This is a genomic window from Burkholderia sp. AU32262, from assembly GCF_020419985.1.
GTDB classification, from domain to species: domain Bacteria; phylum Pseudomonadota; class Gammaproteobacteria; order Burkholderiales; family Burkholderiaceae; genus Burkholderia; species Burkholderia semiarida.
This window is the reverse complement of record NZ_JAIZRS010000007.1, coordinates 233,147-253,082: the sequence shown is the minus strand read 5'-3', so window position 1 is coordinate 253,082 and position 19,936 is coordinate 233,147. Positions and strand designations below refer to the sequence as shown.

Annotated in this window: 16 protein-coding genes, 2 pseudogenes and 2 riboswitches; of the genes and pseudogenes, 7 read left to right on the top strand and 11 right to left on the bottom strand. The window is 69.5% G+C overall.

All coding sequences use genetic code 11. The features are described from left to right. Positions 1-24 precede the first annotated feature (24 nt). Together LGN10_RS11220 and LGN10_RS11215 are read right to left on the bottom strand one after the other, a co-directional pair. On the bottom strand, positions 25-1,326 hold the full coding sequence (locus LGN10_RS11220) for a CitMHS family transporter (protein ID WP_226223324.1): 1,302 nt from the start codon (positions 1,324-1,326) through the stop codon (positions 25-27). Positions 1,327-1,461: 135 nt separating this feature from the next. Next, on the bottom strand, positions 1,462-2,625 hold the full coding sequence (locus LGN10_RS11215) for a CaiB/BaiF CoA transferase family protein (RefSeq protein WP_226223322.1): 1,164 nt from the start codon (positions 2,623-2,625) through the stop codon (positions 1,462-1,464). Between the two features lie 277 nt (positions 2,626-2,902). Between LGN10_RS11215 and LGN10_RS11210 the strand changes: the two genes are divergently transcribed. Then, positions 2,903-3,163, top strand: a complete 261-nt coding sequence (locus LGN10_RS11210; protein ID WP_059584075.1) for a hypothetical protein — start codon at positions 2,903-2,905, stop codon at positions 3,161-3,163. Between the two features lie 99 nt (positions 3,164-3,262). Then, positions 3,263-3,551, top strand: a pseudogene (locus LGN10_RS11205) (NUDIX domain-containing protein); the annotation flags it as partial. A 42-nt stretch (positions 3,552-3,593) separates the two neighbouring features. Here LGN10_RS11205 and LGN10_RS11200 read toward each other — a convergent pair. The 7 genes and pseudogenes from LGN10_RS11200 to cobW form a co-directional block, all read right to left on the bottom strand. After that, positions 3,594-3,920, bottom strand: coding sequence for a low molecular weight protein tyrosine phosphatase family protein (locus LGN10_RS11200; RefSeq protein ID WP_059584077.1), 327 nt, complete (start codon positions 3,918-3,920; stop codon positions 3,594-3,596). Between the two features lie 30 nt (positions 3,921-3,950). Then, entirely contained in the window at positions 3,951-4,523 is a 573-nt protein-coding gene (locus tag LGN10_RS11195; RefSeq protein ID WP_226223320.1) for a DUF1993 family protein, read from the bottom strand. An 85-nt stretch (positions 4,524-4,608) separates the two neighbouring features. After that, positions 4,609-5,061, bottom strand: coding sequence for a YaiI/YqxD family protein (locus LGN10_RS11190; protein ID WP_021160082.1), 453 nt, complete (start codon positions 5,059-5,061; stop codon positions 4,609-4,611). Positions 5,062-5,122: 61 nt separating this feature from the next. Further along, the gene (locus LGN10_RS11185; protein ID WP_089464750.1) at positions 5,123-5,731 is read right to left on the bottom strand and encodes a vWA domain-containing protein; all 609 of its coding nucleotides are present in this window, start codon (positions 5,729-5,731) and stop codon (positions 5,123-5,125) included. A 68-nt stretch (positions 5,732-5,799) separates the two neighbouring features. Continuing rightward, positions 5,800-6,880, bottom strand: a pseudogene (locus tag LGN10_RS11180) (ATP-binding protein). After that, positions 6,877-10,686 carry a cobaltochelatase subunit CobN gene (gene cobN / locus LGN10_RS11175; protein WP_226223318.1) on the bottom strand — a complete coding sequence of 1,270 codons (3,810 nt, stop codon included), beginning with the start codon at positions 10,684-10,686 and terminating at the stop codon, positions 6,877-6,879. The pseudogene LGN10_RS11180 and the gene cobN overlap by 4 nt, the downstream one beginning before the upstream one ends. A gap of 6 nt (positions 10,687-10,692) precedes the next feature. Beyond that, a complete protein-coding gene (gene cobW / locus LGN10_RS11170; RefSeq protein ID WP_226223316.1) occupies positions 10,693-11,781 on the bottom strand; it encodes a cobalamin biosynthesis protein CobW in 1,089 nt (362 codons plus the stop codon). 325 nt (positions 11,782-12,106) lie between these two features. Next, positions 12,107-12,371: riboswitch (cobalamin riboswitch) on the bottom strand. A 151-nt stretch (positions 12,372-12,522) separates the two neighbouring features. Between cobW and LGN10_RS11165 the strand changes: the two genes are divergently transcribed. The 5 genes from LGN10_RS11165 to LGN10_RS11145 all read left to right on the top strand — a co-directional run bounded on the left by LGN10_RS11165 (position 12,523) and on the right by LGN10_RS11145 (position 18,207). Then, entirely contained in the window at positions 12,523-14,661 is a 2,139-nt protein-coding gene (locus LGN10_RS11165) for a TonB-dependent siderophore receptor (protein WP_264163120.1), read from the top strand. A 70-nt stretch (positions 14,662-14,731) separates the two neighbouring features. Further along, positions 14,732-14,969: riboswitch (cobalamin riboswitch) on the top strand. Positions 14,970-15,139: 170 nt separating this feature from the next. Further along, positions 15,140-15,889: a uroporphyrinogen-III C-methyltransferase gene (cobA, locus tag LGN10_RS11160; RefSeq protein WP_226223312.1), complete on the top strand. Its 750-nt coding sequence runs from the start codon at positions 15,140-15,142 to the stop codon at positions 15,887-15,889. Further along, a complete protein-coding gene (locus LGN10_RS11155) occupies positions 15,886-16,263 on the top strand; it encodes a cobalamin biosynthesis protein (RefSeq protein WP_099316395.1) in 378 nt (125 codons plus the stop codon). The genes cobA and LGN10_RS11155 overlap by 4 nt, the downstream gene beginning before the upstream one ends. A gap of 34 nt (positions 16,264-16,297) precedes the next feature. Then, the gene (gene cobO, locus LGN10_RS11150) at positions 16,298-16,900 is read left to right on the top strand and encodes a cob(I)yrinic acid a,c-diamide adenosyltransferase (RefSeq protein WP_059584089.1); all 603 of its coding nucleotides are present in this window, start codon (positions 16,298-16,300) and stop codon (positions 16,898-16,900) included. 2 nt (positions 16,901-16,902) lie between these two features. Further along, positions 16,903-18,207 carry a cobyrinate a,c-diamide synthase gene (locus LGN10_RS11145; RefSeq protein WP_226223311.1) on the top strand — a complete coding sequence of 435 codons (1,305 nt, stop codon included), beginning with the start codon at positions 16,903-16,905 and terminating at the stop codon, positions 18,205-18,207. 90 nt (positions 18,208-18,297) lie between these two features. Here LGN10_RS11145 and LGN10_RS11140 read toward each other — a convergent pair whose 3' ends face one another. After that, positions 18,298-18,438 (bottom strand): type II toxin-antitoxin system RelE/ParE family toxin, encoded by a 141-nt coding sequence (locus tag LGN10_RS11140; protein WP_081066538.1) that lies wholly within the window; start codon positions 18,436-18,438, stop codon positions 18,298-18,300. A 65-nt stretch (positions 18,439-18,503) separates the two neighbouring features. After that, on the bottom strand, positions 18,504-19,667 hold the full coding sequence (locus tag LGN10_RS11135) for a M20 aminoacylase family protein (RefSeq protein ID WP_060318504.1): 1,164 nt from the start codon (positions 19,665-19,667) through the stop codon (positions 18,504-18,506). Between the last annotated feature and the right edge of the window lie 269 nt (positions 19,668-19,936).

Here is a 19,936-nt window from a genome sequence, read left to right as displayed (position 1 = left end):
GGCAAGCGTGAACGGCCGCGCCGCTCACAATGGAAACACGCCCGTCGCGACCGCGGCGAAGACCATCAGCACGGTGGCGGCGAACAGGAACGGAATCGTGAATTTCTGGTGCTCGGCGAGCTCGACGCCGGTCAGGCCGACGATCAGGAACGTCGCGGGCGTGAGCGGGCTCACCGGGAAACCCGTCGTCATCTGGCCGAGCAGCGCGGCCTGCGCCATCTGGATCGGTGGCACGCCGAGCAGCTTGCCGCTCTCCGCGAGCACCGGCAGCACGCCGAAGTAGAACGAATCGGGATCGAACAGCAGGCTGAGCGGCATCGACAGCAGCCCGAGCACGAACGGCATGTGGCGCGCATGCTCGACCGGCACGTGCGCGACGACGACCTCGGCCATCGCCTTCAGCATCCCGGTGCCGGACATGATGCCGGTGAACGCGCCGGCCGCGAGCAGCACGCTCGCCATCATCAGCGCGGCCTTCGCATGCGCGTCGATCCGCTCGCGCTGCGCGTGCACGTCCGGATAATTGATCACGAGCGCGGCGACCGTGCCGAGCATGAACATCACCATCGGGTCGACGATGCCCGACACCAGCGTGACGAGCACGACCAGCGTCAGCGCGACGTTGATTCCGAAGCGGCCCGGCCGGCGCAACGCGCGCTCGGCGTCGGTCAGCTCGCGCGGTGCGATCGCGAGCGCGGCCGCGCCGGCGCGGTCGAGCCCGAGCCGCTTCGCCTCGCGCACGCCGAGCACGTACGCGGTGCCGAATACGAACACGAGCCCGACGATCTGCACCGGGATCATCGGCGTGAAGATCGCCGAGCCGGGAATGTGCAGCGCGGCCGACGCGCGCAGCATCGGCCCGACCCACGGCAGGAAATTGACGCCGGCCGCCATCGACGCGACGCACGCGAGGATGCGACGATCCATCCCGAGCCGCGTATAGAGCGGCATCATCGCGGGCAGCGTGACGAGAAACGTGACGGCGCCCGAGCCGTCGAGATGGATCAGCAGCGCGAGCAGCGCCGAGCCCATCACGATGCGCGGCGGATGGCAGCCGATCACGCGCAGCACGCCGGCGATGATCGGATCGAGCATCCCCGCGTCGGTGAGGACACCGAAAAATAGAATCGCAAAAACGAACATCCCGGCGATCGGGCCGATGTTCTGTACGCCGTGCACGACGAACTTGCCGGTCTGCAATCCGAAGCCGGCCGCGAGCGACGCGGCCACCGGCACGACGATCAGCGCGACGAGCGGCGACAGCCGCTTCGTGATGATCAGGCCGAACAGCGCGACGATGGCGATCGCGCCGATCCATGCGAGCATGATGCGTCTCCTCTTCAGCCGGTGCGCGTGTCGGTGCGTGTCGATGCGCGGGCCGGCGTGATGTCCGAATTGTTGGTGTGCCAGCACGCGCGGCCGTGCGCCGCAAGGCGGCACGGCCGACGGCGGCCAGGCCGGTCAGGTCCGGCGGTTGCCGTCGTTGCCGTTGTCATCCGCAAACACCTGTGCCGCATGTTCGTTCAGCGCGGGCGGCGGCCGCCGGTACGTGGCCGGCGTGCGGCCGAGCTTGATCGGCGACGCGATGCCGCGATGCCGGCCCAGTTCGACCTTCATCCGCCGATGCGCGACGTGCGGATGGGCGAGCGCCGCGTCGAGCGCGAGCACGGGCGCGCACGGCACGCCGCGGTGCATCAGTCGCTCGGCGAGCGTCGCGCCGTCGTGCGCGGCCAGCGCCGTTTCGAGCAGCGTGCGCAGCGCGGCGCGGTTCTGGCTGCGGGCGCGGTTGTCGGCGAAGCGCGGATCGTCGAGCCAGTCGCGCGTGCCGAGCACGTCGCACAGCGCGGCGAACTGCCCGTTGTTGCCGACCGCCAGGAAAATGTCGACGCCCGCCGTCGGAAAGCTGTCATACGGCGTGATGTTCGGATGCGCGTTGCCGGTGCGCACGGGCGCCTGGCCCGAATGGAAGAAGTTCGGCGTATGCGGATGGAGGATCGACAGCGCGCAGTCGAACAGCGTCGATTCGATGAACTGGCCGCGCCCGCTCGCATCGCGCTCGCGCAGCGCCATCAGCACGCCGAGCGCCGCGTTCAGCCCCGTGACGAGATCGACGATCGGCACGCCGACACGCAACGGTGCGCCGCCGGCTTCGCCGTTGACGCTCATCAGCCCCGCGAGCGCCTGCACCGCCGCGTCATAGCCCGGCAGCCCGCCGAGCGGACCATCCGCGCCGAAACCCGACACGCGGCAATAAACGAGGCGCGGAAACCGCGCGTGCAGCGCATCGAAACCGAGCCCCCAGCGCTCCATCGTGCCGATCCTGAAGTTCTCGACCAGCGCGTCCGCGTGTTCGAGCAGCCCGAGCAGCCGCTCGCGATCGGCCGGCTGCGTCAGGTCGAGCGCGATGCCGAGCTTGTTGCGGTTCACGCCGAGGAAGTACGACGCTGTGTCGCCGTCGAACGGCGGGCCCCACGTACGCGTCTCGTCGCCGGAAGGCGGTTCGACCTTGATCACCTCCGCGCCGTGGTCGGCGAGGATCTGGGTCGCGTACGGGCCGCCCAACACCCGCGACAGATCGATGATGCGCAATCCCGCCAGCGCGCCCTGCTGCTCGTGTTCCGCCATGCGTCTCGCTCCTGGTTCCGGTCGATCGGACTGCCGGTTCCGGTGGGCCGGCGCTTGCGCGCGGCCAGTCCGGATTCGATAAATAATTCTTGTGCGTGAATTTATATTCACACTCACGAATTATGTTGTCAAGCCCGGATGGACCCGCTTGCCGTCCGGATCACGCCGTCGCGTGCAAGTGGGGATGACACCGAACGCGCGCCGGTTGCGGTGGCGCCCTGCGCTTCGCTAAGCTGGCGGGCAACCTTCATCCCTATCCATACAAGGCAGAACATTCATGAAACGGTTGTGGCTGGCGGCCTTCGTGCTGGTGTCGTCGCTGGGCGTCGCGCACGCGCAGAACCAGACTTTCCACTTCGGCGAAGGACAAACCGGCATGCCGGGCGCGGCGCCGCATGCTGCGGGGCCGGCCGCGCGGCCCGCGCCCGCGCGCCGGCACGTCACCGCGCCGTCGCGTCATCACCGGCGTGCCGTTGACAAGCGCCGCCATTCGCGCCGGGCGAAACCCGCGCGCAGCGGAATCTACACGCACGCGTGAACTGTCGTCCGTGGGCGCGACGGCGGCGCATGGAACGGTCACGAACGGCCGGTCACGTCGGCGCTGCGGGCTGCATGCCGTCGCCGCCGGGCGGCGCACGACACGCCGCTCGAAGCCGCGCAGCGGGAGCTTGCGGAGGAAACGAGGCTGGAGGGGCTCGCACTCGACTACGTGGTGCGGTTCGGCGGCCTGACGAAGCTGCGTCACGTGTTGGTGGCCTGGCCGACGTGCCGGCGAACCTGACGCCGTGCGCGAGCAACGAGATCGCGCGCTGCATGTGATTCACCGTCGACCGGCTCGACACGCTCGGGCGAGCGTACCGACGCGCGAGATCATCGAACTGCCGCGGCTCGACTGTTTTTCAGAGTGCACGAGCGAGCCGCTTCGCCGAGCTCGACGCCGGCCCGGGCTCGGGTACCGACCGCGGCGATTACGCGCGCAGGAACGGGCCGGCCTTGCGTTCGAGCAGCGCGACGAGTTCGGGCTGCATGAACGCGTAGCGGTCGGGGATGTCGAGGCAGACGATCTTCCGGTGCTTCAGATGCGCGCCGAATTGCGCGGACAGTCGCGCCTTGTGTGCGCGCTCCATCACGAACACGATGTCCGCCCAGTCGAGCTGCTCGGCGGTGAGCCGCGCGTCCGCATCGGGCGCGAGGCCCGCGGAATCGGTCTCGATGCCCGGCCACGCGGCGAATACCGCTTCGGCCGTCGGGCTGCGCAGCCGGTTGCGGCTGCAGATGAACAGTGCGCGCGTCATGTCGCTTCGCGCCGCCCCGGGATGGCCCGCTCAGCCTTGCGGAATCGTGCCCGGCCGCACGTACGCGAGCATGTGCGGCACGTAATCGGCCTTGCCGAGCTCGACGCCGTGATGGCGCAGGATCGCGTACGCGGCGATCGCGTGAAAGTAGAACTGCGGCAGCGCCCAGTCGCGCGCGTACTGTTCGCCCGTCATGTCGAACGCGGTCCCGTTCGGCAGCTCGAGCGAGATCGGCAGCGCCGCGCCGCCGTCGAGCGCATCGGGCGCAAGTTCTCCGAGAAAGGCGAGCGTGCCGGCGATGATCGCCTGCGCGTCGGCCGGCGAGCCCGGTTGCGCATCGGCGTTCCAGCCGGCCTCGCGCAGCGCCAGCAAGGCAGCCGGCAGCGGCTCGCCACGCAGCCGGTAGACCGGCTCCATCGCCTGGAAACACGAGAAACGCACCTGGGCGGCGAGCGGATACATGTCGGGCGCGAGCCTCAGCGTCATCGCCGCGTCGGGTTCCTCGCCCGCGGCTTGCCGGTGCGCGACGGCCTTGTCGAGCCACGCGGACTGCGCGCGCAGCATCTGGGTGTACGTCGGAACGAGAAGTTGGGTCGGTGACACGCGTGCGCTCCTGTGCTGGGGGTTCGCGCCACACGATAGCAGCGTCGGCGCAAACCTGCATCCTGGCGGGGGCGCCGACGTGTCGTTACGGCTTGCCGTGCCGCGCCAGAAAACGGTCGAGCTGAGATGCGAATGCCTTGCCGTCGCGTGCGCTGAATGGCGCCGGCCCGCCCGTGTCGATGCCCGCGCTGCGTAACTGGTCCATCATCGCGCGCGTCGACAGGCGCTCCTCGATGTTTTCGCGGCTGAACCAGTTGCCGCGCGGGTCGAGCGCATGCGCGCCCTTGTCGAGCACCGCGGCGGCCAGCGGGATGTCGGCCGTGATCACGAGGTCGCCGGCTTCCGCCAGCTCGACGATGCGCGCATCGGCCACGTCGAAGCCGGCCGGCACCTGCACGGCCTTGATGAACGGCGACGGCGGCGTGCGCAGAAACTGGTTCGCGACCAGCGTCACGCAGATTTCGGCACGACGCGCAGCGCGAAACAGCATGTCCTTGATGACGGCGGGACACGCGTCGGCATCGACCAGTACTTGCATGGCGGGCGTTTCCAGGGAGCAGAAGCGGAAACGGTGATCATAGCGCACCGCCAGGCGGCCATCAGCCCGCGAGATCCGTGCGAAGCGCGTCGGCCGTCACCCACTGCGCGCCCCACGCCGCGGCAAGCCGTGGGCCCTGCCCGATCCGCACGGCCGCATCGTCGAAGTCGACGAACACGACGTGATCGGCTGCCGCGGGTCTCGCCGGCATCTCTCGCGCGCGCCCGTCGGACAGCACCCACAGCCAGCGCTGCCTGGCCGGCTCGCGGCGCGCCGCGCGGGCGAGCAACTGCGCGGCGGCCGCGATGCCGTCCGCCAGCGGCGTGCCGCCGCCGCCGTCGACCGGCTCGAGCCAGCGCGCATTCCACCAGCGCGGCACGGCCGGGCCGAAGCGCCGCGCGGCGCCGTTGCCGCCGAAGCAGACCAGCGCGGTTTCGGCACGCTCACGCGCGGCCTGATCGAAATACGCGACGATCAGCCCCTTCGCGAGCGCGAGCCGCTCGTGCGACAGCATCGACGCCGAACAATCCAGCACGAAGCAATGCAGCGCGTGCGGCGTGCCCGCGCGTTTCGCGAAGCGCAGATGGTCGCGATGCAGCGGGCTCCCGCGTTTCGCGGCGAGCGTCGCCGGCCACGCGACGGCCGTGCCGGCACGCAACGTACCCGGCACGCGCGCCGCTGCGCCTGATTGCCATCGAGGACCGCGAATCGCGTTCGCGGCGGCGCCGGCTCGATGGCTCAGCGTTTTTTTAGCGGCAGCGGCACCACGCCTTTCACGTCGCGCAGCCCGGCCGGTTCGGGTGGCAGGTAACCCCAGTCGCCCTGCGATGCCGACGCGCCGGCCTGTGTTTCGCCCGATCGGTCGCCGGGCTGCTGGCGCGTATCCGGCGGCGAACGATCGTCGCGTTCGCCGTCGTGTTGCGACGACTGGCGCGACGACTGATGCGGCGGCTCCGCATGGCGCCGGTGCCGCAGGACGGCTTCGGCCACGCGCTCCACGTGCGACACCGTCACCGCGTCGGCCTGCTCCAGCGCGGCCAGCGCGCGCGGCGCGCAGCATCACGAGATCGGCGCGCAACCCGTCGACGGCCGCATCGATGCACAGCGCGCTGACGCGTGCATGAACCGCATCGTCGAAATCCAGCGCCGGCAGCCGCGCGCGCGCCGCGTGAATCCGGTCCGCGAGTTCCCGCTGGGCAACCGCGTGACGCGCGCGAAACGCGTCCGGATCGAGATCGAACGCAAGACGCGCCTTCACGATCCGCTCGCGCTGCCCAGCGTCGAAGCAGTTCTCGAGTTCGACCATCAGCCCGAAGCGATCGAGCAACTGCGGGCGTAGCTCGCCCTCCTCGGGATTCATCGTGCCGACCAGCACGAACCGCGCGTCGTGCGCGTGCGACACGCCATCGCGCTCGACGATGTTCACGCCGCTCGCGGCGACGTCGAGCAGCGTATCGACGAGCCCGTCGGCAAGCAGGTTCACTTCGTCGACGTACAGCACGCCGAGATGCGCGCGAGCCAGCAGGCCGGGCCGGAAGCGCACGCCGTTTTCGGCGAGCGCATGCGCGAGATCGAGCGTGCCCGTCACCTGCTCGTCGCTCGCCGACAGCGGCAGCGTGACGAACTGCCCTTCCGGCAACAACTCCGCGAGGCCGCGCGCGGCCGTCGATTTCGCGGTGCCGCGCGGGCCGCTGACGAGCACGCCGCCGAGCGACGGGTCGATCGCGGCGAGCAGCAGCGCCTGCTGCAGTGCGTCCTGCGCGACGAGCGCCGTAAACGGAAAAACCGCGCGGGCGCGGTGCATCGTCGGATCGGTCATCGCGGTCCTCCTTCCTGGCGTTGTTCGCTGGCGAGCCAGACCGCTTCGATCCGCTCGCGATAAGAGCCCGGCTGCTGCCACAGCCCGCGCTGCATCGCTTCGACGAAGCGTTCGCAGATGCCGTGCAGCGCCTTCGGGTTGTGCCGTTCGAGGAACGCGCGGGTGGCGTCGTCGAACAGGTACGCGTCGGCGACGAGCGCGTACTGGTGATCGGACAGCACGCGCGCGGTCGCGTCATAGCCGTACAGGTAATCGACGGTCGCGGCCAGCTCGGCCGCGCCCTTGTAGCCGTGACGCTTCACGCCGTCGAGCCATTTCGGGTTGACGACGCGAGAGCGGATCACGCGCGCGATTTCCTCGCGCAGCGTGCGCATCTTCGGCGCGACGGGGTTCGCATGGTCGCCGTGATAGATGCTCGGCTGCTGCCCCGACAGATGGCGCACGGCCGCCGTCATCCCGCCCTGGAACTGGTAGTAGTCGTTCGAATCGAGGATGTCGTGCTCGCGGCTGTCCTGGTTCTGCACGACGACGTCGATCGTCGCGAGCCGCTCGCCGAACACGTCGGCCGCCGCGTCGCCCGCGCTGTTCTGCGCGTACGCGTGGCCGCCCCATTGACGGTAGGCATCGGCGAGATCGGCGTCGGTCTGCCAGCGGCGCTGGTCGATCAGATCCTGCAGGCCCGCGCCGTAACTGCCCGGCCGCGCGCCGAACACGCGCCAGCCGGCGCGGCGCCGCGCTTCGTCGGGCGCCACGCCCTGCGCGACCCACTTCTCGCGTTCGCGCTCGATGCGCGCGCGGATCGGGTTCAGCTCCTCCGGCTCGTCGAGCGCGGCAACCGCCTGCACGGCCGCGTCGAACAGATGCATCAGGTTCGGGAACGCATCGCGGAAGAAGCCCGACACGCGCAGCGTCACGTCGATGCGCGGCCGGTCGAAGATCTCGATCGGCAGGATCTCGAAGTCGGTCACGCGGTGGCTGCCGTGCGCCCATTTCGGCCGCACGCCGATCAGCGCGAACGCCTGCGCGATGTCGTCGCCGCCGGTGCGCATCGTGGCCGTCCCCCACACCGACAGCCCGATCGCGCGCGGATAGTCGCCGTGATCCTGCAGATGGCGTTCGATCAGTTGCTGCGCGGATTTCAGCCCGAGCGACCACGCGGCTTGGGTCGGCACCGCGCGCGTATCGACCGAGTAGAAGTTGCGGCCCGTGGGCAGCACGTCGGGGCGGCCGCGCGACGGCGAGCCGCTCGGCCCCGGCGGCACGAAGCGGCCGTCGAGCCCGCGCAGCAGTTGACGCATTTCCTCGCGGCCGCACGCGTCGAGTGCGGGCAACAGCGTCGACCGCACGCGCTCGATCACCGCGAGCGTATGCGGCCATTCGCCGGGCGGCGGCATGTCGATACCGGAATCGTCCGAAGCGGTTCCGCACACAGTGGCCAGCCAGTGCTGCGCGAGCCGTTCGAGCCGCTCGCGCGTATCGCCCGCATGCCGCCACGGCGACGCGTCGAGCGTTTGCAGGATGGCCGGCCGCGGCCCCGTCCACGGCGCGGCCCAGTCGGCCGCGAGCGGATCGAACGCGTCGCCGAGCGCAAGATCGCGCGCGAGCGCGCCGATCAGCCCCGCCCGTTCGCCCTTGCCGTCGCCGACCGGAAAACGTGCGAGCGCGAGCAGCGTGTCGCGCCGCTGGCGCTCGACCGGCGACGCGCCGAACACGTGCAGCCCGTCGCGAATCTGCGCTTCCTTCAATTCGCACAGCCACGCGTCGACCCGCGTGAGCAGCGCATCCTCGTCGCCCGCATCGCGCGGCGGCGACACGCTCAGTTCGTCGTGCAGACGATGCTCGGCGATCGTCGCGAGGATCGTCTTGCGCAACAGCTTCGCGCGCCGCGCATCCACCATCAGCGCTTCGTAGTATTCGTCGACCTGCCGTTCGAGATCCTGCAGCGGCCCGTAGTTTTCCGCGCGCGTGAGCGGCGGCATCAGGTGATCGACGATCACGGCCTGCGCGCGGCGCTTCGCCTGGCTGCCCTCGCCCGGATCGTTGACGATGAACGGATACAGGTGCGGCAGCGGCCCGAGCGTCAGGTCGGGCCAGCACGCGTCGGACAGCGCGACGCTCTTGCCCGGCAGCCATTCGAGATTGCCGTGCTTGCCGAGATGGATGACCGCGTCGACGCGATACGCATCGCGCAGCCAGAAATAGAACGCGAGATACGCGTGCGGCGGCACGAGGTCGGCATCGTGGTAGCTCGCGTAGTCGTTCTCGTCGCGCGAGCGCGACGGCTGGATGCCGACGAACACGTTGCCCGCGCGCCAGCCGGCGATCGTGAAACGCTGTTGCCGCAGCGTCGGATCGGCTTCGGGCGGCCCCCACCGTTCGTTCAGCGCATCGCGCACGGCGGTCGGCAGCCGCGCGAACCGCGCGACGTAGTCGGCCAGCGCGTAACTCTGAAATGCGGGACGCAGCGTACGCACGGCGGGATCGTTGGTGACGCCCTCGGTGAGCCGCGCGATCAGCGCGTCGCCGTCGGGCGGCAGGTCGGCCACGGTATAGCCCGCGTCGCGCAGCGCCGCGAGCACGCGCAGCGCGGAGGCCGGCGTGTCGAGCCCGACGCCGTTGCCGATCCGCCCTTCGCTTTGCGGATAGTTCGCGAGAATCAGCGCGATGCGCTTGTCGGCGTTATCCAGCGTGCGCAGCCGGCACCAGCCGCGCGCGAGCGCCGCGACGAACGCGATCCGCTCGGCATCCGGCTGATAGCGCACGACGTCGACCTCGGTATGCGGGCAACGATACGCGAGCCCCTTGAAGCTCACAGCGCGCGTGACGATGCGCCCGTCGACCTCGGGCAGCGCGATGTGCATCGCGATGTCGCGGGCGTGCAGGCCCTGGCTGTCGGCGAGCCACGCGTCGCGGTTGCCGCCGGACAGGATCACCTGCAGCACCGGCGCGTCGCCCGCGAGCACGTCGGGCTCGGGGCTGTCGATCGCGCCGGCCGCGAACGCGGTGGTATTCAGCACGAGCGCGACGCCATGCGTGTCGCAGAGCTGCGTGATGACCTCGCGGCTCACCGCGTCCTTCAGCGACGTGACCGCGATCGGCAGCGGATTCAGTCCTTCGTCGATCAGCGCGTCGGCCAGCGCGTCGAACACGGCCGTGTTCGCGGCCTGCCAGTGCGCGCGATAGAACAGGATCGCGACGACCGGTGCGCCGGGCGTCCAGCGCGGCCGCCAGTCGTCGACGCTCGCGCGGTCGCGCGCCGGGTGATACAGCGCGGCGGCCGGCAGCGGGCGCGGCGGTTCGGGCTCGTCGCCGAACCCGAGCGTGTGAAACGCGATGCTGCGCAGCAGCGCGTCGGCGTTGTGCACGCCGCCCTCGCGCAGATAGCGCCACCACAGCCGGCACAGGTCGGGCCTGACCGTGCTCTTCGCGACGAGGTTCGGGTCTTCCTGCAGGTCGCCCGAGAACATCGCGAGCTGCTGCCCGCGCTTCGACGCGAGCGACACGGCCTGCTCGATCCCGTACGGCCAGTATGCTTCGCCGCCGAGATGATCGATCACGACCGTCTTCGCGTGACGCAGCACGTCGTCGACGTAGAAATCGACCGACGCCGGCTGCCGCAGAAACGTGACGTTCGCGAGCCGCACGCTCGGAAATCCTTCGGGCAAGTGCGGCACGACGCTCGCGAGCAGCGACAGCGTCGTGTCGGCCGAACTCAGGATCACGATGTCGGCCGGCTGCTGGTCGATCCGGACGACGCCCTGCGTATCGTCGACGAAGCCGCCCGGCGTGGTGCGCAGCAGATGCATCGTGCGTTACGCCTGTTGCGGCTCGGCCGCGCACGCGGCGTCGAACGCGCGTTGCAGCGCGGCCGCGTCGAGATCCTCGCCGATCAGCACGAAGCGGCTCGCACGCGCTTCGCCGTCCTGCCAGCGGCGGTCGAAATAGCTGTCGAAACGGCGCCCGACGCCCTGGATCACGAGCCGCATCGGCGCGCCGGGCAGCGCGGCGAAGCCTTTCGCGCGATAGATCGTGTGCGCTTCGACCACACGCTGCAGCGCGGCGATCGTCGCTTCGCGCGTGCCGGCGTCGCCCGACACCACGACCGAATCGAAATCGTCGTGATGATGATCGTGATCGCCGTCGTCGGCCGAGCCGTGATGGTCGTGACGCAGGTGGATCGTTTCCTCCGACGCCGATTCGAGGCCGAGCAGCATCGCGAGGTCGAGCTCGCCGCGCGTCGCACGCACGATCTTCACCTGCGGCGGAATTTCTTCGCGGATCGCGGTTTCGATCCGCGCGAATTCGGTGTCGTCGACGAGGTCGGCCTTGTTCACGATCACGAGATCGGCGGACGACAGTTGATCGGCAAAGAGTTCGTGCAGCGGCGATTCGTGGTCGAGGTTCGGATCGGCGCGGCGCTGCGCGTCGACGGCCTGCGGGTTTTCCGCGAACTGGCCGCTCGCGGCGGCCGGCCCGTCGACGACGGTCACGACCGCGTCGACCGTGAAGCTGTTGCGGATCGTCGGCCAGTTGAACGCCTGCACGAGCGGCTTCGGCAGCGCGAGTCCCGACGTCTCGATCAGCACGTGATCGATGTCCGCGCGGCGCTCGACGAGCGCTTCCATCACCGGATAGAACTCTTCCTGCACGGTACAGCACAGGCAGCCGTTCGCGAGTTCGTACAGTTGACCCGACGCTTCGCCCTGCGCGCCGTCGGCCTCGTCGCAGCCGATGCCGCAGCCCTTGAGGATTTCGCCGTCGATGCCGAGTTCGCCGAATTCGTTGACGATCACCGCGATGCGGCGGCCTTCGGCGTGCTGCAGGATGTGGCGCATCAGCGTCGTCTTGCCGCTGCCGAGAAAGCCCGTGACGATCGTGACGGGCAGCTTGCGTAGGGTCATGGTAGGTCCGGTGTCGAAGAGGGAATCAGGACGGGCTCGTCGCGTCGGTGGCGGCGCGGCCATTCACGGGACGGTACGCGCGAAGGTCGCCGCGCAGTCCGGCCGGACAGCCGCGGGACGGGCGGAACAACGAATCGGGCATGGTGCTTCCTTGCGAACGGTCGACATCGTGAATGCCAACACGGCTGCTGCCTGCCCCGCCCGCGTCGCGCCGTTCGCCGTGCCGGCCGGGCGCGTTCGCGCGCCGGCGGATCGGAGGTGACAGCGGGAAACACCGGGCGTCGGACCTGCTGCGGCCGTGGACGATGCGCCGCCTCCCCGCGGCGCTGAACCCCAATGTTTAGGCCGGTATCCGGGCTGACGAACACGCCGCTTCGCCTTCCCGGATGCGCGGCATCCAGTGGCGGTCGTCCGCATGCGCAGGGCATGCGGCGAAGCGGCGCTGCGTGGCGCTTGCGCGCGACGCGTTCGCTTACCGTTGCGGGGGCAGCACAGGTTGGCTCGACTGCGGTGCAGGCAGGCTCCCTGTTTCCCGTTTAACTGCGTGCGCCGGAGCGGCGCGCGCGAGCACCAAAACGCGTGCGAGTGTAGGCGGCGGGGCCGGGAGCGTCAAGGCGAGCGGTGCGCAGCGAACGCGAATGATTGTCGTTTTCAACTAAGCGAGATAAACTTCACCCGATAACAACGCAACCACCGCGCAACGGCAATGTGAGGCAATCACTCAGTCATCCTTAAATTTTCATGTCGAAACGACAGATATCCGGGCGGCGCTTTCCTGTGCTCGCCCTGTCGCTGTGCTCGATCGCCGGCGTTGCCTCCTTTCCTGCCCCGGCGGCCGAGTTCGACGACGAACTGCCCGCGCTCGAGGTGCGCAGCCGCCGTCATCCGAACGATCCGCGCGCCGAAAGCGTGAGTACGGCGACGCGCACCGCGACCGATCCGCGCGACGTCCCGCAAACGATCGACAGCGTGCCGGTCGAGGAAACGCTGTCCTATGGCGGCCGCACGCTGGCCGACGCGCTGGCCGGCGTGCCGGGTGTGTCCAATACGTCGGACACGCGCTTCGATTCGTTCCGCATTCGCGGCTTTTCCGCCGCGGGCGACCTGCTGCTCGACGGCATGCGCGACGACGCGCAATACGTGCGCAGTCTCGGCAACATCGAACGCGTCGAAGTGCTGAAGGGGCCGGCGGCGGCGCTGTACGGGCGCGGCAGCGGCGGCGGCGTCATCAACCGGATCACCAAGCAGCCGCTGCCGGAAAACTTCGGACATGTGTCGGCGGCGACCGGCAGTTATGGACGACTCGGCGCGTCGGTCGATCTCAACCGGATGCTGTCGGGCGCATGGAGCGTGCGGCTCAATGCCGGACGCGAACACGCGGGCAGCTTCCGCGACCACGTCGACGGCACGCGCCAGTACGTCGCGCCGTCGATCAAATGGCAGGACGCGCGGCGAAGCTGGCTGCTGCAGTTCGAATACGACACGTACCGGCGCGTGCCCGATCGCGGCATGCCGGCGTCGGTCGCCGCGGTCGATGCAGCCGGCAAGCCGCTCGCGTACGCGCTGCCGTCCGCGCCGCGCGCGACCTTCTTCGGCGCGGCGGGCCGCGACACGATCCGCGACGAAAACATGAACTGGCGCTCGGTCTTCACGCACGCGTTCGATGGCGGCTGGGAACTGCGCCATACGCTCGGCGTGCTGGATTTGCGCAGCACTTTCGACAACACCTACGTCACGCAAAGCTACGTCACGAAGCCGCGCGACTACCGGCGCGTGCAACGGGCGCGCTACCTGCAGGACATGACGCATCTGAACGTGCAGACCGGCGTCGAACTGGGCGGCAAGGTCGCGACCGGCCCGGGCGTGCATCACCTGCTGTTCGGCATCGAATACGGCTGGCAGAAACGCGCCCCGACGCTGTGGCAGGCCGACGCGGCGCCGGTCCCGATCGCCGGACCGGATCGTCTCGCCCTGGCCGGCTCGACGCCGCGTCCGTATGCGATGAATCGCCACCGTGTCAGCGATTACGCGATCTTCGCGCAGGATCGCATCGACTTCGGGCGAGCGTGGAAGCTCCTCGGTGGCGTGCGGGGAGAACGCTTCGACGTCGATTCGACCAACGCGCTGAACGATCTGCATGCACGGCGCACGACGACGGCGTGGAGCCCGCGGCTCGGCGTCGTGTGGTCGCCGGTGAGCGCGCACAGCCTGTATGCGTCGTACAGCAAGAACTTCGCGCCGGTTGGCGGCGACCTGATCGGCATCACGGCCGGCGCGCGCGGCAACGCCAACGATCTCGGCCCGCAATACACGCGTCAATACGAGATCGGCGTGAAAAGCGACTGGCGCGACGGCGCGCTGAGCACGACGCTCGCGCTGTTTCAGCTCGATCTGTACAACCGCCGCGTCGCCGACCCGGTTCGGCCGGGATTCTTCGATCTCACCGGCCTCGAGCGCAATCGCGGTATGGAACTGGGCGTCGCCGGCCGGCTCACGGGCGACTGGTTCGTCCGCGGCGGCATCGGCTGGCAACACGCGCGGGTGGTCGACGCCGAACCGAAGTACGCGGGCAAGCGGTCGGCGGGCGTGTCGGCGTCGAACGGCAGCCTGTTCGTCGGCCATGCGCCGCTGCGCGGGTTTTTCGCCGAACTCGGGCTCGTGTACGAAGGTGCGCGCTACGCCGATCGCGACAACCTGCTCGAACTGCCCGCCTACGTGCGCTGGGACGGCAAGGCCGGATATCGCACGCGCGACCTGGAGGTGACGCTGGCGGCCGTCAACCTGACCGATCGCGACTACTACGCGAATGCGACGAGCGTCGCGCAGATCATGCCCGGCACGCCACGCACGTTCACGCTGACGGCGACGTACAAGTTCTGACCGCGTGCATGGTGCCGCCGCCCCGCGCAGCGGGCGCGCCGGGGCCGCTCGCGCGGGGCACGCGTGTGCTATCGTATGCGCCGCGTTCGGTGCTCGCATGCGCATTCCGTGCATGCAGTTAAACGGGAAACAGGAGGCGGAGATCCGCCCGGCCTGTGCTGTCCCCGCAACGGTACGCCGCCCGCGCAACGCGCTCTGCCGCGCGTGCGCCCAGGCCGCCCGCGATGCCACTGCCCTTCTGCCGGGCGGGAAGGCTGCGGCCTGACAAGCGGCCAGCCCGGATACCGGCCGACGCAAGGGGCGAGCGCACTGCTCGCCGAACGCCCGATCCGCGGGGGACGGATCGGGTGCGCATTCCACCCGCGTTCGCGCGGGTTTCGCCCCGATCCGCCATGCACTGCCTGCCCGCCGGCCGCCGATGCGCCGCCCGCCTGCCCTGTTCCACTGTTTCGACACGGTGCGCGCCGTGCCGCGCGCGATGAGCCGCGCCTGGCTCGTCGGCGCCGGCCCCGGTGACGCCGACCTGCTCACGCTCAAGGCCGTACGCGCGATCCGCGCGGCCGACGTGCTGCTCGTCGATGATCTCGTGAACCCCGACGTGTTGCGCCATGCGCGCGCCGATGCGTCGATCGAGCACGTCGGCAAGCGTGGCGGCCATGCGTCGACGCCGCAGGAGACGATCGTCGCCGCGATGCTCGCGCACCTGCGCGCCGGCCGCAGCGTCGCACGGCTCAAGGGCGGCGATCCGTTCGTGTTCGGCCGCGGCGGCGAGGAACTGATCGCGCTCGGCGCGGCGGGTTTTCCGGTGGAAGTCGTCAACGGCATCACGGCCGGCATCGCCGCACCGGCCGCGCTCGGCATCCCGGTCACGCACCGCGGCGACGCGCAAGGCGTGATCTTCGTCACGGGCCACGGCGCGGGCGCCGACGAGCCCGACTGGCGCGCGCTCGCGGCCACCCGCATGACGATCGTGATCTACATGGGCATCCGCCGGCTCGACGCGATCGCCGCGGCGCTGCGCGACGGCGGCCTGCCCGGCGACACGCCGTGCGCGGCGATCGAGAACGCCACGCGCGCCGAACAGCGCCACGTACTCGCGACGCTCGATACGCTCGTCGCGCGCGTCGGCGAAACCGGCATCGGTTCGCCGGCGATCGTCGTGATCGGCCGTGTAGCCGCGCTCGCCGACGATCCGGCGGTGCGTGCGGCGCTCGGCGGCCGCGCATGATGCGCGTCGCGCTCGGCGTCGGCTTCCGCGCGGGTGTCACGCCCGCGCAACTCGATGCCGCGATCCGCGCCGCGCTCGCGCGCCATCCGGGCGCCGAACCGGCGCTCGTCGCGACGCTCGCCGACAAGGCGCGCGCCCGTGCGCTGCGCACGCTGTGCGCGCGCCGTGGCTGGCCGCTCGTCGCGTTCGATGCTGCGCAACTCGCGAGCCGTCCGGAACTGGCCGCGAGCGGTCCTTCCGACGCCGTGCTGGCCCGCTTCGGCGTCGCGGGCGTGGCCGAGCCGTGCGCGCGGCTCGCGGCGCCGCATGGCCGGCTGCTCGGCCCCAAATCCATCCGGGACGGCGTGACGGTCGCGCTCGCCGGCCCGCTCTGAACCCATTGTTTCGCTTTCGACAGGACGATTCCCGATGAAGACCGATTCCGAATCCCATCAGCGGATGGCCGAACGCCGCCGCGCCGGCCACGAGAAGAAGCAGGCCGCCGCCACGCAGGAGAAAGGCCTGCTGATCGTCCACACCGGCAACGGCAAGGGCAAGAGCACGGCCGCGTTCGGGATGGCCGTGCGCGTGCTCGGCCACGGCATGCGGCTCGGCGTCGTGCAGTTCATCAAGGGGGCGCTGCACACGTCCGAGCGCGACTTCCTCGGTGCGGTCGCGCAATGCGATTTCGTGACGATGGGCGACGGCTATACGTGGAACACGCAAAACCGCGACGCCGACATCGCGACCGCGCGCAAAGGCTGGGACGAGGCGCGCCGGATGATCGAAAGCGGCGACTACCGGATGGTGATCCTCGACGAGCTGAACACCGTGCTGAAGTACGAATACCTGCCGCTCGACGAAGTGCTCGCGACGCTCACGGCTCGACCGGAGTCGGTGCACGTCGTCGTCACCGGGCGGCACGCGCCCGATGCGCTGATCGATGCGGCCGATCTCGTCACCGAAATGCGACTCGTCAAGCATCCGTACAAGGAGCAAGGCGTGAAGGCGCAGCGCGGCGTGGAGTTCTGAGCATGCCGGCCTGCCCCGCGCTGTTCGTCAGCGCACCCGCGTCGGGCCAGGGCAAGACGTCGGTGACGGCCGGCCTCGCGCGGCTGCACCGCCGGCTCGGCCGCCGCGTGCGCGTGTTCAAGACCGGGCCCGATTTTCTCGATCCGATGCTGCTCGAACGCGCGAGCGGCGCGAGCGTGCATGCGCTCGATCTCGGCATGGTCGGCGAGGCCGGCTGCCGCGCGCTGCTCGCCGAAGCCGCGCGCGACGCGGACCTGATCCTGATCGAAGGCGTGATGGGCTTGTTCGACGGCACGCCGAGCAGCGCCGATCTCGCGGCCGCATTCGGCGTGCCGGTCGTCGCGGTGATTTCGGCGAAGGCGATGGCGCAGACGTTCGCGGCGATCGCCTTCGGGCTCGCGCGGTTCCGGCCGGGGTTGCCGTTTCACGGCGTGCTGGCCAACCGCGTCGGCTCGGCGCGGCATGCGGAGTTGCTGCAACAAGCGTTGCCCGGCGACCTGCGCTGGCTCGGGCACGTGCCGGTCGATGCGGGTATTGCGCTGCCGGAGCGGCATCTCGGCCTGCATCAGCCGGCCGATATCGACGATCTCGATGCACGGCTCGACCGCGCGGCCGATGTGCTCGCGCAAACCGCGCTCGCCGAGTTGCCGCCTGCCGTCACATTCGCGGAACCGCACGTGGCCGCGCCGCTGCCGCGTGCGCTGGCCGGCAAGCGGATCGCGGTGGCGCGCGATGCGGCGTTTTCGTTCATCTATCCGGCGAATCTCGCGTTGCTCGACGCACTCGGTGCCGAGCTGCGATTCTTCTCGCCGCTCGCCGACGAACCCGTGCCCGACGATTGCGACGCGCTGTTTTTGCCGGGCGGCTATCCGGAACTGCATGCGGCGACGCTCGCGGCGAATGCCGCGACCGCACGGACGATTCGCGCGCATGCGGCCGCCGGCCGGCCGATCGTCGCGGAATGTGGGGGGATGGTGTATCTGTGCGAATCGCTGACCGATGTGGACGGGTCGACGACGCCGATGCTCGGGCTGCTGCCGGGGCAGGCGACGATGCAACGCCGGTTCGCGGCGCTCGGCATGCAGCAGCTCGATACGCGCATGGGGCCGATGCGCGGGCATACGTTTCACTACTCGCGGCTCGCGACGCCGCTGGTGCCGATTGCGAACGCCACGCGCCCCGACGGCACGCCGGGCGGCAGCGAAGCCGTCTATCGCAGCGGCGCCATCGTCGCGACGTACATGCACATGTACTGGCCGTCGAATCCGGATGCGGTCGTGGCGTTGTTCAGCGGGGACGTGCTCTGAACGGATCAATGCCGCGCCTGCATCGAGGCAGCATCCTGTGGGGATTGAGCGTCGCTTTGTAGCGACTACTACGGCATTCAACGTGCGCTGCTACAGATGTCGCTCGATGTCCATTCGCTGATGCAGGACACGGATGATGTCGATGTTTTCATCCGTTTCACGGTAAAACACAACGTGAGAGCCAGCGGGGTAGCGAAAGATGTGGCCAACATATGCCAATGTTTGGTACATCTCGCATTCGGCCCCTACGAAGTCGAGACGATGGTCGGCCGGTGCTGCATGTCTCACCTCGTCCGTCACACCAGAAACGCCTCGGCCAACTTCACCCAGTACGACGCACCGGTCGGCAACGCCGCGTCGTTGAAGTCGTAGCCGGGGTTGTGCACCATGCAGCCGCCCTCCCCGTCGCCGTTGCCGATGATCAGGTAGCAGCCCGGCCGCTTCTCGAGCAGGAACGCGAAATCCTCGCTGCCGGTGAGCGGCACCATTCCGTCGATCAGATTGGCTTCGCCGACCCATTCACGCGCGACGCCGCGCGCGAACGCCGTCATCTCCATATCGTTGACGAGCACGGGGTAGCGGCGCTGGTAGTCGATCGTCGCGGTCGCGCCGAACACGGCTGCCTGCGCATGCACGACCTCCTTGATGCGCGTCTCCAGCAGGTCGCGCACGTCGGGCTTCAGCGCACGCACCGACAGGCGCATCTGCGCGCGATCGGGAATCACGTTCGGCGCGTCGCCCGCATGGATCGCGCCGACCGTGACGATCGCCATGTCGAGCGGCGACACGTTGCGCGACACGATCGTCTGTAGCGCCAGCACGATCTGCGCGCACACGACGACCGGATCGATCGCGCGGTGCGGCACCGCGCCGTGTCCGCCGCGGCCCTGCACGTCGATGACGACCGTATCCGACGACGCCATGAACGGCCCCGGCAGGAAACCGAACGTGCCGGTCGGGAAGCCCGGCATGTTGTGCATCGCGAAGATCGCGTCACAGGGAAATTGCTCGAACAGCCCGTCGTCGAGCATCTTCTTCGCGCCGCCGAGCCCTTCCTCGGCCGGCTGGAAAATCAGATTCAGCGTGCCCGAGAAGCGGCGTTCGCGCGCGAGGTGCTTCGCGGCCGCGAGCAACATCGCCGTGTGGCCGTCGTGGCCGCACGCGTGCATCTTGCCCGCGATCGTGCTCTGGTACGGCAGGCCCGTCGTTTCATGGATCGGCAGCGCGTCCATGTCGGCGCGCAGCCCGAGGCGCTGCTGGCCGTCGCCCACTTTCAACTGCGCGACGACGCCAGTGCCGCCGAGCCCGCGATGCACGGTGTAGCCCCATGATTGAAGCTGCTCCGCGACGAGATCGCTCGTCGCGAATTCCTCGAAACCCAGTTCGGGGTGGGCGTGGATACGATGCCGGATCTCGATCATTTCGTCGGCAAGGCCTGCGGGGATCACGCTGTGCGTCACGGTGTCGTCTCCTGTTGTCCAGTGGGGAACGTGCAGGCAAGGATAGTTCGTTGAGCGACAACCGGACAGACGGAAAGTTGTCGCGGTGGCAACCGTTGATTGTCGGTCGAACGCAGGGCGCGGGGCAAAGCGCGGCCGCCCGTATGGGCTATCCCATACGAACGACTGCCGCTAGCGACAGGCATGCCCGACACGGGGTGTTCCGGCTCGATTTTCACACGGAGGTTATCGTTGGCAGTCGCCCAACATCCCGGAATAATCTCTTTACA

Bases quoted from the DNA above. Each gene is read 5' to 3' on its own strand.
- LGN10_RS11190 (WP_021160082.1), bottom strand. From the start codon at position 5,061: ATGCAAGTACTGGTCGATGCCGACGCGTGTCCCGCCGTCATCAAGGAC.
- LGN10_RS11140 (WP_081066538.1), bottom strand. From the start codon at position 18,438: ATGTACCAAACATTGGCATATGTTGGCCACATCTTTCGCTACCCCGCT.
- LGN10_RS11210 (WP_059584075.1), top strand. From the start codon at position 2,903: ATGAAACGGTTGTGGCTGGCGGCCTTCGTGCTGGTGTCGTCGCTGGGC.
- cobW (WP_226223316.1), bottom strand. From the start codon at position 11,781: ATGACCCTACGCAAGCTGCCCGTCACGATCGTCACGGGCTTTCTCGGC.
- LGN10_RS11220 (WP_226223324.1), bottom strand. From the start codon at position 1,326: ATGCTCGCATGGATCGGCGCGATCGCCATCGTCGCGCTGTTCGGCCTG.
- LGN10_RS11165 (WP_264163120.1), top strand. From the start codon at position 12,523: ATGTCGAAACGACAGATATCCGGGCGGCGCTTTCCTGTGCTCGCCCTG.
- LGN10_RS11200 (WP_059584077.1), bottom strand. From the start codon at position 3,920: ATGACGCGCGCACTGTTCATCTGCAGCCGCAACCGGCTGCGCAGCCCG.
- LGN10_RS11215 (WP_226223322.1), bottom strand. From the start codon at position 2,625: ATGGCGGAACACGAGCAGCAGGGCGCGCTGGCGGGATTGCGCATCATC.
- LGN10_RS11155 (WP_099316395.1), top strand. From the start codon at position 15,886: ATGATGCGCGTCGCGCTCGGCGTCGGCTTCCGCGCGGGTGTCACGCCC.
- cobA (WP_226223312.1), top strand. From the start codon at position 15,140: ATGAGCCGCGCCTGGCTCGTCGGCGCCGGCCCCGGTGACGCCGACCTG.
- LGN10_RS11145 (WP_226223311.1), top strand. From the start codon at position 16,903: ATGCCGGCCTGCCCCGCGCTGTTCGTCAGCGCACCCGCGTCGGGCCAG.
- cobN (WP_226223318.1), bottom strand. From the start codon at position 10,686: ATGCATCTGCTGCGCACCACGCCGGGCGGCTTCGTCGACGATACGCAG.
- cobO (WP_059584089.1), top strand. From the start codon at position 16,298: ATGAAGACCGATTCCGAATCCCATCAGCGGATGGCCGAACGCCGCCGC.